At 35.2% G+C, this 18,118-nt stretch carries 13 protein-coding genes; all 13 read left to right on the top strand.

From position 1 onward, the window contains the following. Nucleotides 1-558 precede the first annotated feature (558 nt). The 13 genes from ACHRWY_RS23345 (at nucleotide 559) to ACHRWY_RS23285 (ending at nucleotide 18,053) form a co-directional block, all read left to right on the top strand. A complete protein-coding gene (locus tag ACHRWY_RS23345) occupies nucleotides 559-993 on the top strand; it encodes a DUF1810 domain-containing protein (protein WP_395357794.1) in 435 nt (144 codons plus the stop codon). Between the two features lie 146 nt (nucleotides 994-1,139). After that, nucleotides 1,140-1,517: a hypothetical protein gene (locus tag ACHRWY_RS23340; RefSeq protein ID WP_395357793.1), complete on the top strand. Its 378-nt coding sequence runs from the start codon at nucleotides 1,140-1,142 to the stop codon at nucleotides 1,515-1,517. A 492-nt stretch (nucleotides 1,518-2,009) separates the two neighbouring features. Further along, a complete protein-coding gene (locus ACHRWY_RS23335; protein ID WP_395357792.1) occupies nucleotides 2,010-2,705 on the top strand; it encodes an ABC transporter ATP-binding protein in 696 nt (231 codons plus the stop codon). A 28-nt stretch (nucleotides 2,706-2,733) separates the two neighbouring features. Next, nucleotides 2,734-5,022, top strand: coding sequence for a TonB-dependent siderophore receptor (locus ACHRWY_RS23330; protein WP_395357791.1), 2,289 nt, complete (start codon nucleotides 2,734-2,736; stop codon nucleotides 5,020-5,022). 5 nt (nucleotides 5,023-5,027) lie between these two features. Next, the gene (locus ACHRWY_RS23325) at nucleotides 5,028-6,479 is read left to right on the top strand and encodes an ABC transporter permease (protein ID WP_395357790.1); all 1,452 of its coding nucleotides are present in this window, start codon (nucleotides 5,028-5,030) and stop codon (nucleotides 6,477-6,479) included. A 1-nt stretch (nucleotide 6,480) separates the two neighbouring features. Beyond that, the gene (locus ACHRWY_RS23320; RefSeq protein ID WP_395357789.1) at nucleotides 6,481-7,827 is read left to right on the top strand and encodes a DUF3526 domain-containing protein; all 1,347 of its coding nucleotides are present in this window, start codon (nucleotides 6,481-6,483) and stop codon (nucleotides 7,825-7,827) included. Nucleotides 7,828-8,129: 302 nt separating this feature from the next. Then, nucleotides 8,130-8,729 carry an RNA polymerase sigma-70 factor gene (locus tag ACHRWY_RS23315; RefSeq protein WP_395357788.1) on the top strand — a complete coding sequence of 200 codons (600 nt, stop codon included), beginning with the start codon at nucleotides 8,130-8,132 and terminating at the stop codon, nucleotides 8,727-8,729. A 67-nt stretch (nucleotides 8,730-8,796) separates the two neighbouring features. Next, complete coding sequence (locus ACHRWY_RS23310) at nucleotides 8,797-9,900, top strand: FecR family protein (protein ID WP_395357787.1); 1,104 nt, start codon at nucleotides 8,797-8,799, stop codon at nucleotides 9,898-9,900. 10 nt (nucleotides 9,901-9,910) lie between these two features. After that, complete coding sequence (locus ACHRWY_RS23305; protein WP_395357786.1) at nucleotides 9,911-13,267, top strand: SusC/RagA family TonB-linked outer membrane protein; 3,357 nt, start codon at nucleotides 9,911-9,913, stop codon at nucleotides 13,265-13,267. A 3-nt stretch (nucleotides 13,268-13,270) separates the two neighbouring features. Continuing rightward, a complete protein-coding gene (locus ACHRWY_RS23300) occupies nucleotides 13,271-14,752 on the top strand; it encodes a RagB/SusD family nutrient uptake outer membrane protein (protein WP_395357785.1) in 1,482 nt (493 codons plus the stop codon). Then, nucleotides 14,739-16,205: a hypothetical protein gene (locus ACHRWY_RS23295; protein WP_395357784.1), complete on the top strand. Its 1,467-nt coding sequence runs from the start codon at nucleotides 14,739-14,741 to the stop codon at nucleotides 16,203-16,205. Before ACHRWY_RS23300 ends, ACHRWY_RS23295 begins: the two co-directional genes overlap by 14 nt. 144 nt (nucleotides 16,206-16,349) lie before the next feature. Continuing rightward, the gene (locus ACHRWY_RS23290) at nucleotides 16,350-17,492 is read left to right on the top strand and encodes a cytochrome-c peroxidase (RefSeq protein ID WP_395357783.1); all 1,143 of its coding nucleotides are present in this window, start codon (nucleotides 16,350-16,352) and stop codon (nucleotides 17,490-17,492) included. Between the two features lie 144 nt (nucleotides 17,493-17,636). Beyond that, nucleotides 17,637-18,053: a hypothetical protein gene (locus tag ACHRWY_RS23285; protein WP_395357782.1), complete on the top strand. Its 417-nt coding sequence runs from the start codon at nucleotides 17,637-17,639 to the stop codon at nucleotides 18,051-18,053. The last annotated feature ends 65 nt before the right edge of the window (nucleotides 18,054-18,118 follow it).

Below are 18,118 nucleotides of genomic sequence, written 5' to 3'. Positions count from 1 at the left end.
ATTGATTAAAAATTTTCTACATACAAGAAAGCCCGACAGGTTTTAAAAACCTGTTGGGCCTGGATATTAAAGAAAATATACTTTATGCGATTAATTTTCTAAGCTTTATTGTGGAGTTTCTGGTGTGATCCTTCCTTCGTCAGGATGACAATACCAAACTTTGTGGCTCTTCGGGATTAACTTTTCAGCTTTACTTTGTGGAGTTTCTGGTGTGATCCTTCCTTCGTCAGGATGACAATACCAAACTTTGTGGCTTTGTGCTTTTGCGGGATTAATTTTCTAAGCTTCACTTTGTGGAGCTTCTGGTGTGATCCTTTCTTCGTCAGGATGACAATCATAAACTTTGCGGCTTTGTGCTTTTTCGGAATTTACTTCATTTTTTCAAGTTCTGAATTAATCATTTTATAAAATCAAATAAAAATTTCCGATAAATACTACAGATAATTTTTGCTTAATATATAGAAAAAAAACAGACGTAAAAAAAACTTTTGAAATGCTCAACTACATTTATTTTCAGTAGTTTTACGAACTGATTGTCCCAAATAAAATCAGTAAATAATGGCTTACAATAACAAAGAATTGGTTCGTTTTTTAGATGCGCAAAATAAGTTATACCTGTCTGCGCTTTCGGAAATTAAAAAAGGTAAAAAAGAATCTCCTTGGATGTGGTTTATTTTTCCTCAGATCAAAGGACTTGGCTCTTGCGATACTTCTAAGTTTTACGAAATTAAAAATGCCGACGAAGCCATCGCTTTTTTAGAACATCCGATCCTGGGCAAACATCTTATCGAAATTACGGCTGAATTAATCAAAACTGACGAAAAAACGGCTACCGAAATATTCGGAAATCCTGACGATGAAAAACTACAATCCTGTATGACTTTGTTTGCCAGTGTTCAAAACACTGAACCTGTATTTAATGAAGTATTGGATAAGTACTTTGACGGATCATCTGATTTTCATACACTGCAATTGTTATACAGTAATTTTTAGACTACTTTTTTACGTAACAGAATTTATACAACTAAAATAATACGCGATTTTAGCTCATTTCTAAATAAGATATCTATATTTGCAACTAAGTTGCATTAGTTAATAACTCAGAAAGTCCGCTACCTGTAAGGTTTTCCAAAACAAGAATGAAAAAGAAAATTGTCTTAATTAATCTTTTTATGTCTGTAACCGTATTGTTCGCAATGCTGTTTCAGACGATACATTCTTACGAGCATGTTTACAAACAACTCCATCAAAAGCATTGTGATCATCATTCTGCCAATGGTCAGAAGCAAATAACTCACAGTCATACTGTCGAGAGCAATTGCCATGTCTGTCATTTTGCTTTTAGTACATTTATTCCCAATACATTTCAGGCTTTATCCTTTCATAAAGTCATTATCGAAACTTCTTCTGTATGCTATTATACAAAAGGAATTTCTACTTTCTTTAAAGGCAGTCTTTTTGCCCTTAGAGCACCTCCTGCTTTGATCTCGTTTACTACATTTTATTCGAAAAATTAAGAATACCTCTTACGGATCATTGGTACATGTTAAGCCCTAAAGATTAAGCATTACATTTATTTAGAGCGAAAAAAAGAATTCAACATTCTTTACAACTCTGAAATTTTATCCTATTTCAATTACATCGCAAGGTTTCACCTTTGGGACGTTTGTTGCATGATAATGAGATGTTTTATAAAATGCGGTTCAACGTTTTTAAACCATTGGTTATGTAACAGGCTATTTAAATGGGCGTATTTCCTTATAATTTATTTAAGGGAGAAATCTATTTGTAGCCTTGCCAGAATCATTTTTCCGGCAAAAACAAGATCAGACTGAGAGACATAAAGACATTCTTATTTTTCAAATCCTAATAGAAATTTTTCTACTAAAACAGTAGTAAACTCCCATTATTCCAACTCAAATTCACCTCTTATCTCATTAAGAATGTCACTGACATTGTTATTGCGACTGAAAGTTAAAACTAAAAAATCATCCAAATACATCAAAACTATGCTTATAGCTGAAAACCTGACCAAAAAATATGGTGACAATGTCGCTTTGAATAAACTGAACTTAACCATTAAAGAGGGCGAAATCTTTGCACTTTTAGGTCAAAATGGAGCCGGAAAAACCACTACAATCAATCTTTTTTTGGGATTTATAGCACCAACAGACGGAGAATTAAAAATCAATGGCATTTCGGTTATAGAAAAGGCTCAGGAAACTAAGAAGTATGTAGCTTATATTCCTGAAACAGTAAAGTTATATCCAAATCTTACCGGTCTAGAGAACCTGAAATTCTTCTCTTCTCTTGCCGGATTTAAATATTCGACAGGAGAACTAACCTATTTCCTTACCAAAGCAGGTTTACAAGTTACGGCACACGATCAGAATCTTGAAGGATATTCTAAAGGAATGCGACAAAAAGTGGGTATTGCCATTGCTATTGCAAAAAAAGCCAAAGTACTATTGTTAGATGAACCTACAAGCGGATTAGATCCTAAGGCATCCAATGAATTCTCTCAAATCCTGAAAGAACTTTCAGCAGACGGAACGGCAATATTGATGGCGACTCACGACATCTTCAGAGCCCGGGAAGTCGCCTCACACATTGGAATCATGAAACAAGGAAACCTGGTTACGATTATAGAAGCTGATAAAATCTCGGCAAACGAACTTGAAAACCTGTATTTACAAACTGTATAAAGGAAGTACCATTTCCATCATCATAAAAATGAAACATTTATATCCTTTTTTATTTTTAATAATGGGTACACAATGCGCACAATCGCAAACCATTACTACAAAAGCCACAGATAGTATCAATTCTGATTCCATCAACCGAAATGAATTGCAAACCGTTGAAATCGTGGGCCGTTCGACAAAAAAATACAACAGCGATTATTCTTTCGCGGCTACAAAAACGGCAGCATTGAACAAAGATATTCCGCAATCTATATCGACTATTACTAAAGAATTAATTGCCGATAAAGCCGCCTTTTATCTGGCCGATGCCGTAAAAATGGCAAGTGGTGTGATTCCGGCTAGTTATTACAATCAATATACCATTCGGGGCACTAGTCAAAACGAAGAAGGCCAGATTATCAACGGCATGCGAACACGGCAATATTATTTTTTACAGCCTTTGACCAATAATATAGAACGTGTTGAAGTAATCAAAGGTCCGTCGAGTGCCACATTTTCGTCTGTAGATCCGGGCGGAAGCATTAATTTAGTTACCAAAAAACCTTTGACTGTCGATCGAAAAGAAGTGAACCTGAGCGTGGCGAGCTTTAGCACTTTCCGGGGATCTTTAGACTTTACAGGACCTCTAAACAAATCTAAAACGCTTTTATATCGGGTAAACGGAGCGTATCAGGAAGCCAAATCATTCCGGGATTTAGTGCGTAACAAATCATTTCTGATCTCTCCATCGTTCAGTTATATCCCCAATGAAAAAACGGCTATTAATACCGAACTGATTCTAAGCGACATGACGGGAATTCTGGATCGTGGCCAGCCTATTTTTGGCGCTGTTGCGGGTGTTACTCATTTAAATAAAACACCAATTAGTCTCAATCTGGGTTCTCCGGGTGATTTTTTCAAATCTAAGGAAATGATTTTCACGACCAGTTTTGCGCATAAATTTAGTTCTAAAATTGGTTTTAATGCACAATATATGAAACAGTCCTGGACCGAAAACCTTCAGGAACACAGAACCACCAACGGTTTTGCGGTAGATATGAACAATCAGCCCGTTACTAGTCTGGCGATGATGCAATTCGTGCAACGCCAGCAATATTGGGCGATTGATAATTTGAGTACCTATTTTAATTTCAATTTGAAAACTGGAAAACTCAAACATACACTATTAGCAGGTTACGATTTAAGCTCCTGGAACAAAACGAAAGGAGGCGGACAAAATGCGGCAAGGGGTTATCTGTTAAAAGACGGAACCGTAGCCAGTACTTTTGTCACCGCAAACGCTGCAAATTATCAAACCACCACAATTGATGGGGTCGTTTTACCCAGGCCAAATGTCAATTATTTCAATCTCAATAACCCAACGTATACGCTAACAAGTGCCGACGATTATACGCTGAATGTCAGAACGGCATTGCCATCAGCTTTGACAACTACAAATGCCATTTATATTCAGGATCAGATACAGTGGGATAGCTTTACTTTTTTACTGGGCTTGCGAAACGAGTGGTTTGAAGATATTACCAATTATGAATCGAACAATGAAATAAAGGTTAAAAAAGCGGCTTTGCTGCCTCGTGTGGGCCTGACTTATGCGATTAACAATGAAATCAATGTTTACACGACCTATCTCGAAGGGTATCAGCCACAATCGAATACGGTTACTTTAATGCCGCAAACTGGTTCTTTGCCAGCCGGAAGTTTGTTTGATCCGCTTAAAAGTAATTTGAAAGAAGTGGGTGTAAAAGCTACTTTCTTCAACAATTCAATGAGTTTTAATGCTGCGGTTTACGAAATCAATCAGCGCAATATTTTGATGAACGCCAATGATCCTGCAAATCCTGATTTACTGGTAACGAGGGGCGCTGAAAGAAGCCGTGGTTTTGAGTGCGATTTAGCGGGTTACATCACCGCCGACTGGCAAATAAATGCTTCATACAGCTACATAGATGCCCAAATTACGAATGATCGTGATGCTTCGTTAATTGGTGCCAGAAAACAAAACACGCCAAAGAACAGCGCTAATTTATGGACGCGATATAATTTCAATTCTGATTCGGCTTTAAAAGATTTGGGCGTTGGTTTCGGGATGCAGTATCAAAGCAGCAAAGTGCCCTGGTTTACCAGGGCTTTTACACTTCCTGATTTTACTGTTTTTGATGCCGCTTTATATTACAAACCTAACAAAAGCAATATGCAAATTGCGGTAAATGCGGGTAATCTATTCAACAAAACGTATTGGTTAGGCGCTCAGAATTATTTGCGATTGTTTCCCGGAGCACCACGAAATTTTAGCTTAACTGTTACTTATAAATTTTAATTGGTATGAAAGCATTGCACATCGAAATTTTAATTGCCAGACATTTAAAGAATTCCGTTTTTAAGAATAAGGCTGTGTTTATCATCACACTTTTTATTGGGATTATTTTACTTTACGCTGCCTTTTCGGGTTGGGAAAACTACACCAATCAAAACAAAACCAGCGAAAAATACCAACATGAATCCCGCGAGGACTGGCTAAAAAATCCGGACAAAAACCCACACCGAATGGCACATTACGGCAACTTTGCGTTTCGAAAAAGTACGCCGTTAAGTGTTTTTGAATTTGGAATGGAACCCTTTTTCGGAAATGCTGTTTTTCTCGAGGCACACAAACAAAATACCGCCAATTTCTCTGAAGCCGGATTCTCAAACAGTATGCTTCGTTTTGGAGAAATCAGTATTGCGATGGTTTTGCAAATTTTACTGCCTTTATTGATCTTTTTCTTAGGTTTTAATGCCGTTGCAGCCGAAAGAGAAAACGGAACCTTAAAGCTGCTTTTGAGTCAGGGAATCAACTGGAAACAACTTTTAACGGGTAAAATTTTAGGAATCGCAAGCGTAATCATGCTGCTTTTTGTTCCAGCCATTATAGTATTGGTTTTTATCTGGCTTTTGCTTCAAAACTTTAGCGTTTTAGTTGATGAGATGATCAAAATGCTTTTATTTATTGGTTTCCATTTTATTTATCTGATCTTCTTTTGTGTCCTTGCCGTTTTGGTTTCTGCTTCCAGTAAAACCTCTAAAAAAGCTTTGATTTCGCTAATCGGGATCTGGCTGGTTTTTACGATTATTTTACCCCGAACCACTCAGGCGATTGGTGCTTATATTTTTCAGGCGCCATCTAAAATTCAGTTTCAGAGCGATATCGAAAAAGATATTCTAAAACAAGGAGACAGCCATAATCCGAACGATTTGCATTATAAAGCAATTAAAGACTCCCTTTTGAGCGTTTACCAAGTTGATTCGGTACAAAAACTACCTTTTAATTATTCGGGGTTTATCATGACTGAAGGCGAGAAAATAAGTTCCGGAATCTACAATCAGCATTTAGAAAGGTTACTGCAGGTTTACGAAAAGCAAAACCGTTTTTCTAAAACAGTTTCTTTTATAAATCCGTACATCGCGATCAAAAACGTATCAATGGGATTATCAAATACAGATTATGATTCGTATATCGATTTTCAGAAACAAGCCGAAAAATACCGTTATGCTATGGCGCAAAAAATGAATGCTCTGCAGGTTAAGTACATCAGCAACAAAAAACCGGGACCCAATGATAAACCTCTTACTATTAACAAAGAACATTGGGCTGATGTAGCCGAATTTCATTATGAACCGAAAGGAGTTTCAGATGTTTTAAAATCTGAAATAGTTGCTGTCCTTTCAATTATTCTCTGGATTATACTGCTGTTCATTTTCATTCGAATAGCAGCTAAAAACCTTAAAGCCATTTAATATGTTAACATTACTATTTAAAAATTTTATACGATCTAAAGGAACCAAAATCGGACTGATATTCCTTTTAATCATTTGTTTTATAAGTCTGTTAATTGGTCAGCAATTTCAGCAAAAACAACAGAATAACATTCAAGAAGCGGCACTTTATCAAAAAGAACATATTGCCAGAAATGCGGCTTTTCATAAAGACGAAATGGGACTCCTCCTTTACTACATCAAGTTTTCATTGGTCAACAAAACACTGCCTTTAAACAGTCTGGCAATTGGTCAGCGAGATGTAAATCCGTCGATACAAAGTGTTACGATTCGCGCTTTGGAAGGCCAGAAATATGACGCGGAACTAAATAATCCGAATAATCTTTTATCCGGAAATATCGATTTTAGTTTTGTGCTGATTTATCTTTTTCCGCTTTTAATTATTGCATTTTCGTATAATCTGGTTTCAGAAGAAAAAGAAAGCGGAACCTGGAAAATTGTCGCTACTCAAAGCCAGAACACCTTTTTGTACATTCTCAAATTATTCTATATCCGAATTTTAAGTCTGGTTTTGCTTTTAACAATCGTGCTTTTTATAGCAGTTTTGTTTTTAAGCATCCCATTTAACACATCACTTTTCATTTTTTACACTATTGGGATTCTATATGTCCTTTTTTGGTTTGCGGTTTGCTTTTTTATTGTCTCATTGCAAAAACACTCAAACTTCAACGCCGTTATTTTATTGACGATCTGGTTGTTTCTGATTATCATTTTACCGGCAACCATCAATACTTATATTGTCACTAAATTTCCAGTTCCCGAAGCTTTAGAATTAACGGTTAAACAACGAAACGCCTATCATGAAAAGTGGGATATGGATAAAAAGATTACTATGGATAAATTTTATCATCATTATCCGCAATTTGCACATTATCCTTTGCCTAATACTGAGTTCAGCTGGCTTTGGTATTATGCAATGCAGCAAGCGGGAGATGATGATTCGGCAAAACAATCTCAGGAATTAGAAAGCAAATTACAACAACGAAATGCGGCAAGTCAGTTTATTGGGCAATTTATCCCTACTTTACATGCGCAGATGCAGCTGAATGAAATCGCGAAAGCTGATTTAGGAAATCAGCTTTTGTTTCTAAAAAAAACAAAGCAATTCCATGAAAAAATGAGGTTGTATTTCTATCCAAAAATATTTGATAATGCAAAAGTGGAAAAAGAAAACTGGTCGAAATTTAAAGTTGAAACATTCAGTGATGCTTCAGAAATCAACTTTTTAAAAGCATTTTTACCATTATTACTTTTCAATTTAATATTAATTGGTTTGGGATGGCGAAATTTTAAACGCAACCTATTTTAAAAGGAGTGTATTTTTAACTGCAAAGTTCGCAAGGGTTTATCTAAAGCTATCAGGCAAAGCTTGCGATCTTTGTTTGCGTTTTTGTAAAACGTATCGTACATAAAAGACCTTGTTTCTTTGCAGTAAAAAACAAACAACTCACTTCTTTCTAATCCTATTCTGAATAAAATTTCTTCAAATATTCAATAATTCTATTTTATTTAGAATTAATATAAATAAACTTTTATATTTGCCGCTTTCCAGGCAAATCCGTGTAGTTTTATAAATTTACGAAATTGCCTTTCCAAAGTAAATTTCGTTTGATGAACAACAATAACAGTTTCGAATTGAATCTTTTTGAATCTTTCAAAGAAGGAGACGAAACTGCTTTTACTTATTTTTACGACAAATACTTTCGTCGAATCACTGCTTTTAGCGTTCAGTTTATTTATGATCAGGAAGAAGCCGAAAACCTGGCTCAGGAGGCTTTTTTGCATTTATGGCAAAGCAGAGAAAACGTCGGGTCTGTCAACGGCATACCATCTTTTCTTTACACCTATGCCAAATCGAAATGCTTAAATATGATCCGTCATAATAAAGTGAAGGATAAATTTAAAAGCGACATACTCAATCAAAAAGAAAGAGAACTGGATATCGAAATTTTAAATTCGGTGCAATTTGATACGTTAGAATTGACGGAATTAGAACGTTTAATTCACGAATATATAAACGATTTACCTCCCAAAACCAGGGAAGTTTTTATAAAAAAACGCTTTGAAGATAAAAAAAATGCAGAAATAGCCGAAGAAATGCAAGTAACCTTAAAAGCGGTTGAAGCCCACATGACAAAGGCTTTGAAGATTTTAAAAACGAAATTATCGGATTATTTATTCTTCATTTTTATCCTTATTTGTAATAATTAAAAATAAAAGGTAGGGTATTTTATTTCTGAAGTGTACTTACTATAACCAGAAGATTAAAAACCAAAATATGATTACCGAAATTATTCATAAATACCTTTCCAACGAAGCTTCAGAACCAGAAGTTCAGGCACTTTTTGACTGGATCGACGCTTCAGAAGAAAACAAAAAGCATTTTATTGCCTTAAAGAAAACCTGGGCTTTAGCAGCGCTTTCTGAAAATATTGCAAACCATTCAACTCCGGTAATCTCTATTCAGCCAAAAAAGAAAACAATTCAGTATTTGAAATATGCTGCTGTCTTTTTAGTTCTATTGGGTCTGGGAAAACTGGCTTTCGATTTTAGTCAAAAAGAAAATTCATCAAAAGAAATTATTTTGGAATTAGCAGACGGGCACTCAGAGAAGATTACGACAGACAATCAGACGCAATTAGTAAATGACAAAGGCGATTTGGTGGCAAAGAAATTTCCAAACCAAATTATCTATTTCGGAAAAGTTGAGGATCAAAAAATAGTTTACAATACACTAAAGGTTCCTTACGGCAAAAGATTCAAACTTATTCTTTCAGACGGAACTGTTGTAAGTTTAAATTCAGGTACAACTTTAAGATATCCGGAACAATTTGGCATCAACGGAAAAAGAAATGTATACTTAACCGGTGAAGCTTTTTTTGAAGTGGCCAAAGACAAGGAACATCCGTTTATAGTCAACGCCAATCAGGTTGACATTGAAGTTCTCGGAACCAAATTCAATGTGAGTGCTTATCCTGAAAACCCTACTGTTAATGGTACTTTGGTTGAAGGAAGCATTCAGATGTATGAAGTCGAAAACAAACAAAATCTGGTTTTGCTCAGGCCAAATCAAATGGCAACCTGGAATATGAACTCCAAAAAAATTATAACTAAAGAAGTTGACCCTGCCTTTTATGCGGCCTGGACAAAAGGTGAACTTGCTTTTAAAGATACCCCATTTTCTACAATCGCTAAAATAATTCAGCGTACCTACGATGTCGAAATTATCAATGAAAATACTGTTTTGGCCAGGCAGAATTTCACTGGTACTATTAAAATTAGCGACTCGAGTGTCGAAAACATTTTAGAACTTCTAAAACGTGACACGCCATTCCATTATTCGATTAAAGAAAATACAATTACCATTACCAATCTTCCATAACTAAACAAACATGACTTTTACGATACCCAATTTCAGGAAAATGCTATTTTTCCTAGCCCTGCTCATATCCAGTTTTAAAGGTTTTTCTCAGAATAAAGGCATAACATTACAGGTAAAAAATAAGCCTATTAGTTTGATTATTAAATCGATTGAAGAACAAACTGATTTTAGGATCCTTTACAATGCCCGAAAAATTGATGCCAATCAACTGGCCGATATTAAGGTTCAAAACGCCACTTTAGAAACCACATTAACGCAATTATTTGCCGGAAAAAATATTTCATTTTACATTCAAAACAAACAGGTTTTATTAACGGGCACTGCTCCTGCTTCGCCTTCTAATACAAACGTTACCGAAAAGGAAAGATTTATAAGCGGAATCGTTTATAGTGCCAAAGAAAAACTGCCGCTTGCCGGAGCAACAATCCGTATTAAAGGAACCGGAATGGGTGCTATAACCGATTTTAACGGAAAATTTGTTTATGAACTAAAAGGGAACAATATCAATAATATGGTTCTTGAAGCTGGCTTTTTGGGGATGGAATCGCAAACTGTAAAGGCAGAAAACAAAAAAGAATTTATATTTTATCTGGAAGAATTCACAGACGAATTAAATCAGGTGGTGATTACGTCTTCTTACGGAACTAAAAAATTGAAAGAAGAAATTGTGGGAAGTATTTCTACTTTGACGTCAAAAGACATTCCGGTACAACAGGCTTCAGAAAGTATTGATAAAATGGTCGAAGGGCAAATTGCAGGTGTTTTAGTCGAAAATACTTCTGGTGTTGGAACTCCGGTTAAAATAAACATTCGTGGTCAGGGAACTTTAAAATCTATAAACGGAAATCTTTTAGGCACTTCAACTCAGCCATTAATTATCGTTGACGGTGTGATCATGAATGAACAAAAAGGTATCGATAGTGCAAGTTTTGAAGCAACTGGTGGTCTTGGAGAAAGTTTATCAAATCCTTTAGCGTTTATATCTCCTGATAACATTGACTCTTTTACAGTTCTAAAAGATGCTGCAGCTGTTGGTATTTATGGTGCCGACGGAGCAAACGGAGTCATTTTGATTACGACTAAAAGAGGAAAACAAGGAAAGGCTCAGTTTCAGTTTTCGAATCAGTTAGGCGTTTCTACTGCAATCAATCAAATTAAATATTTAAACGGAGAACAGTATAATGAAATTAACAATGCGTTCAATGTAAGCCAAAATCCAAATTATGTCCCCGTTCCTTACAATGGAGTTAACACAGATTGGTTCGGTATTTTAAATAATTCCGGTATTTATAATAAGTATAATTTCAGTGTTTCGGGAGGAACCTCAAAAATTACATATCGTACCAATATTACGTATTTGAATATTGATGAAGCACAATTAGGAAATTCAACAAAACAACTAAATGGTAGTATAAATTTAGGCTACAAACAATCTAAATGGGACATTAATTTATCTTTCAATCCGAGTTATGTAAAAAAAGATGCACCAAACATCTATTATGATTTTGCATATTTGCCAACGATTTCTCCTTACAATGCTGACGGATCATATTCTAAAATAGGTTTAATAGGTTCTACCGGAGGAAATCCGTTAGCGGCAATCGAACAAAACAAAAATGAAACTGAATCCAAAGCGATTTTAGGAAGTTTAAACGTTGGTTATGAACTTAATAAAAACATCCGATTTGCAACTTTATTTGGTTTAGACTATTTGGATAAAGTACAGGATCGTTATTTTTCCGGTGAAAATGAAAGCGGCCAAAATAATGGTACATTCCTTTTAAATGGAGAGACTTATTCAAATTGGGGAAGACGATTATTAAACAAACGAAATTCGACCAAATGGAACTGGCAGGGGCAAATGATATTTAATAAAGATATAGATAAAAACAATTCGATTGATGGTGTTGCAGGATTTGAACTTTCACAAGAAAGAAACAATTTTAATTTTGCCTCAGGAACAGGATTTGTAAATCCGAATGTGATTAATAATATTCAGGATGCGCTTCAGGATGATAATCCGGATACTACTACTGATGAATCTAAAACAAAACAATCTTACAGAAGTGATATCAATTATAATGCCCGTGTTTCTTTCTTTGGACAGTTAAATTACAATTACAAAAAAAGATATTTTGTCTTAGGAAATATAAGACGTGACGAAAGTTCTGTTTTTGGAGACGATACAAACGTTGCCTTAAACAGTGGTGCTGGTTTGGCCTGGATAATTTCTAATGAAAATTTCTTAAATCACTCTTCCTGGATTGATTTCTTAAAATTAAAAGTAAGTTATGGTTCTACAGGAAATTCCAGAATTGGTTCTTACCGTTCTAAAGGTTTGTATAGTGTCCTTCAAAATGGATATAATGGAGGTTCTTATGCTACGCCAAGTACTTCTCCAAACGGAAATTTAAGCTGGGAAAAGAACAAAAAGTTTAATGCAGGTGTCGATTTTAATGTATTTAATACTATAGAATTATCATTAGAATATTATTATGATGACTTAAACGATTTGATTACAAGCCGCGAAATCCCCACAGAAACGGGTTACAGCAGTATGCAATTGAACGCAGCAAGTATGTATAATAAAGGTTTTGAACTGACTACAAGAATTAAATGGTTTCAAAAAGGAAAATTCAAATGGACATCTTCTTTCAATATTTCAACAGTTGATAATAAAGTAACCGATTTAGTTGGTTTAGGAAGTGATTATTCTATAGCCAATCTTGCTCTTGCTCAAAAAATTGGTTACAGTACAACAACTATTTGGGGAATAAAATGGGCTGGTATTGATCCTGCAACAGGTCGCGATTTAATTCGAAAAGACGGACAGCTTTACGATGCTGCAACCTGGAGAAGTTTGTTTAACGAAACTGACTGGGAGCCTATAGGCGATATGCAGCCAAAAGCATTTGGAGGCTTCAGCAATAGTTTTTCATTCAACAACCGTTTTACTTTGTCTTTTACCGGAGCATTCCAGTGGGGAGGCGACAAATTAATTTCGGATGAAATCGTTTCAAAGTACAGTAATTTATCAAACCGAAATATGTCTGTAAATGCTTATGATTACTGGAAAAATCAGGGTGATATTGTTTCACAGCCTGCTCCTAGCAGAAATACACTGCTTCCTAATTTAAGCAAATATGTTTATGATGCTACTTATATTAAAATTAGTAATATCACCCTGAGCTATAATGTGCCAATCAAAAACACTTTTCTGGAAACTTTGACCGTTTTTGCAGATGTTTCTAATGCACTTTATTGGTATAAAGAAAAAAGCCCTTCAGGAATGAATGGAATTAGAGAATTCAGCTTTAATTATCCGCAGTCGAGAACAATTTCATGTGGAATTAATACAAAATTTTAAAAAATGAAACATTTTAAACATACGATAAAACTAAAAGTAACTTTCCTACTGGCCTCAATAGTATTATTGCAAAGCTGTAGTGATTTTCTGGAACAAGAACCTGGTACTCAAACTTCTATTACAGAACAGTTAAAAAACAAAGAAGGCGTACTGCAGGCAATGAGAGGAATGTATGGTGAAGTTGAAGCAGCGGTCCGAACGGCCCCTTTTGCCGTTTATGCAGATTTACAGGGCGGAAATTTAAAATTTACCCCCACAATAAGCAGTGGTACTTCTAATGGTCAGATTACTGTGGCAGGAAGTGTTACAGGAATTTATTCCTTTGACGATGTAGCTGAATCTTCCAATTTTGCTTCATTTTATGGTAATTGTTATGATATCATCAATCAAACCAATTTGTTTTTAGAATTTACAGATGCTCTTCCGGATGCAACAATAGAAGAGAAAAATCAAATAAAAGCAGAAGCATTAACAATTAGAGCTTATATACATTTTTTACTAAGCGAAATATATGCTCAAAATTATGGTTATACAGCAGATGCTTCTCATCCTGGAATCGTCTACAATAAAACTTCAATAAACGAAAAACTTACTTATCCGGCGAGAGAAACAGTCGCAAATACATATACTTTTATAATTGAAGATATTACAACTGCCCTAAATCTGTATTCTGGTGTAAATTTATTTGATGGGCCTTCTTATTCTTATTTTAATAAAATAAGTGCTAAAGCCTTATTAGCCAAAGTTTATTTATCTAAAAAAGATTGGAAAAATGCTTATGATACAGCCAATGATATTATTACAAATTCTGGCGTGAATTTAATAAGTTCAGACAACTACATAGCACAATGGGAACAGCCAGATCTTCCTGTTTCAGAGATTCTATTAGAATTTTCTATTCCAAGATCTAATGATGGGGCGGTAAGTGGATCGCTATTTGCACAATATGGATATACCAACAATACAAATTATGGTACTTATGCTGCATCTGACGATTTGGTAAATCTGTATGAAAACACAGATATCAGAAAGCAATTATTTTTAACCCGATCAATTCCAACAATCGTTAATTTACAATCGGTTCCAAGAGATTACAATTTTACAAAAAAATTTCAAAACAATCCTGGTTATGTGGCTTTTAGATTAAGCGAACAATATTTAATCCGCGCCGAAGCTGCTATTGGATTGAATAACCCGGATCAAGCCAGAACAGATATTAATAGTATTAGAGCCAGAGCAAAAGCATCACTACTTACAAACAACAATAATATTGCAGACCTATTGTTCCTGGAGCGTAGAAAAGAGCTTTGTTTTGAAGGGCACTTATTTTTTGATATTGCCCGAAACAAAAAAGATGTTTCCCGTAATGACGGCTGTATCTCGCTTAGCTGCGGCTTAACTTATCCGTCTACAAAATATGTATTACCAATACCACGCAGAAATATAACTCTTAACTCAAACTTAAAACAAAATGAATCATACTAAAATTATATCCGCATTATGCCTAGTTGTAATCTTACTTTCATCTTGTTCTAAAGATGATTATAAACTGGATTCACAAAATATTGATCCTTTTATCAGATTCAATTTTATGACTCTAAATGGAGTTCCATTAGAATATCCAAGAGTAAGTACAACTACTTTGCCAGCTGCAGACTACGAAAACAAATCGGTTAAAATACTTAAAGTACCGGTTACTTTAACTACTTCATCTTTAAAAACTCCGGTTACGGCAACATTCAGTGCGGTTACTTCCGGAAGCCCAGATACATTTACACTAGAGCCAGCGACCGAATTACTGTTTCAGGGCAGTAAATTGACCGATACTATCTATCTGTCATTTGATAAAAGATGGAAAGACAAACAAACCATCACCTTAAAATTAGAAAACACATCAGATGCTAATATTCATATTGGAAATCGAAATACTGCAGCTCCAAATGATATTTTTACAATTAATTTAGGTGAAGTGGTCACGCCTTATACCTTTCCTGTAAATAGTTATCTTCTGAAAGGGCAAGTTGGGGAAAAAATCGATTTTAAAGTTAATTTCCCAAACGGATTTGTTCCTGAGGAAATTGACCAAACCAGCATTTTCAAATTTGTAAATGGTTTTGAATATTCTTTAACGCATGATGATTATGGAGACAATAGAAGTTCGATCACGTATCATCTTACACTTTTAGAAGACATTCAAAATGATGATGTTCGTTACGAAACAAAACTTTCTCTTGTTACTTCTACAAATTACATTGCTACCGGAAATACAGTTTTAACCATTGCCAAACCAATAAAATCGCTTAGAGATGTTCAGGCAAATCCGGCTTCCAAATTTTATGATTTATCTAATCAGTTTTATTTAACTTATGGTGAAAACTGGTTTGACAAAAGCGGAACCTGTGCGTGGCAGGCATTTAATGCATTTACTTTTCCGGTTGTAGTAACCAAAGACAATGAAAATGCCATTTTATACAGCGATAAAGGCACAGCAAATACAAACGATGACGTATATCATGATGCTTTCAAAATTGGGTTTAATGTGGTAACCGGAACTTCAACAACGAATTCTTTTAATTTAAAAAGATGGTTTACTAATGAAGCCATAGCTGCTGCAAGTTCTCCGGGTTTTAATATTACCTCAGCTTTAGAATTTTTCCCAGATAAAGGAAACAGTAAAACAAGTGGAAAAGTTTTAGTAATTCCGCAGGATATTACCATTGCAGGAACGAACAAAAACAGCTACAGCATTGCCATTTCCGGTGAAGGAACTTATAAAGAAATCAGTGCAGGCTTATTTGAAATTTCTTTTGAATTAAAACTAACAAATGATAAACTTTTTGGCGGTACAGTTTCGGGACAATATAAAATGTACAATAACAAGACCTATCCAAAAATTAATCCCTTAACAGTAGACTGTCCGAAAGAAGTTACGCTTTAATGGGGAATTGTTGATGGTTGATCGCCATAGAGCTTTGTCAAAGTTTTTGGCGGGTAAAACAAAAAAAAAAGTTTCAGGTTTCAGGTTTCAAGTTGCTGCAGAACGTGAAACCTGAAACAAAAACAAAAACAAAAAGATAAAAAATTGAAAAAACTAATCTTCCCTCTCCTATTCCTGCTGGGTTTGTCGGCTTATAAAAGCGTTGAACAGCCCGATTATATAGATGTTCAGGAATTACGAAAAGTCTATTCCGGCGGTGATGTTTCAAAATGGCCAGCTGCGGAATTGCACGAAAGTGTCGATAAATCTAAATTTCAGGATATTGGAGGGCTTCCTGCTGTTCCTTATCCTGCTTATAATCCGTATTCTAAGGAAAAAGAAAGCTTGGGAAAGATTTTGTTTTTTGATCCGAGGTTATCCCGAAGCGGACAAATTGCCTGTGCTTCGTGCCATAATCCAGAATTGGGCTGGACAGATAATTTGACGCGTTCTTTCGGGCATGATCGCCAAACGGGAAAACGAAATTCGATGACGATTTTAAACTCGGCGTATGCCACTTCTTTATTTTGGGACGGACGCGCTTCTAGTTTAGAAGATCAGGCACAGTTTCCTGTTTCGGATCCTTTGGAAATGAACGAGAAACTGACCATTGCCGTTGATAAAATTGCGAAGATTAAAGGTTATAATTCTTTATTTGCAGCTGCTTTTGGAGACAAAAAAGTGACTTTAGAACGAATTCAATATGCGATTGCGACTTTTGAAAGATCAATCAATAGTCCGAAAAGTAAATTTGACCAGTTTGTGAGCGGAAAATCAGAGGCTTATTCTGATTCTCAGGTTAAAGGAATGCATTTATTCAGAACCAAAGCGCAATGCATCAATTGTCATAATACGCCTTATTTCAGCGACAATCAGTTTCATAACGATGGTCAGACTTTATTTGGCACTAAAAATGAAGATTTCGGACGTTATAATGTCACGAAAGATGTAAAAGACATTGGCAAATTCAGAACGCCAACGCTTCGTGAAGTGGTCAACACAAAACCGTGGATGCATCACGGGCATTTTCCGAGTTTATTGGATGTTGTGGAATTGTATAACGGAGGAAACCCTTCTCCTGTTCAGAAAAAATATCTGGGAACAGCGAGAGATTCCCTAATTCCGAAAGTAGATCCTGCTCTTAAGAAACTGAATTTAAGTAAAGAAGAAATAAGCGATCTTTTGGCTTTTATCGAAACGTTGAGCACGCCAACACGACGAATTATAACGCCAGCAATGCCGAAGTAATTTATAATTACAGACTTAAAATGGTTTGCAAATTGCCCCCAATAATTTTTAAACCTGCTAAGCCTGTTTCTTTTCTGAAACAGGCTTTTTTGACTCAAAGAATGTTTTGAAATAAATATCTTTACAAGACCAAAAATTATTCAGATGCCAAAACAGGAATTAAGTAAGAACTTTAATCAGATGAATAAGCAATTATTTAGAGAAAATCTTTTGAAAACAATTGAGGAAATATGCTCCGCCCAAAAACAGTCCTCGACAATTTATAAATTTTTAGTAACAATAGATGAAGAGCCTACCAAAAATCACAATTCAGCTGATGATTTTATGAGATTAGTAGTTTTAAACAACTATGATATTCCTAATCAGGTCAAAGAATTAGATAACGTTATTGATTTTCTTACGCATCCTAAGCACTACTTTCCATTATGGATTAATGTTTCCGTACATGAACATAAAGAGGGCTGTATTATCTTCAAACTGGAGTCAAGTTCCAGATTCAGAAAACCTTCTGAATTGCAAAATAAAGAAACAAACCATCCTCCATTTAAAGCAGTCTACTAAAATAACCAGGCTGAACAGCGAACTTTTTGCTGCCATTGGTGATGACGACGGTTTATTGATTATCG

The sequence above is a fragment of the Flavobacterium sp. FlaQc-48 genome, assembly GCF_044007335.1.
Classification (GTDB): domain Bacteria; phylum Bacteroidota; class Bacteroidia; order Flavobacteriales; family Flavobacteriaceae; genus Flavobacterium.
This window is presented reverse-complemented; position numbering and strand designations above follow the sequence as displayed.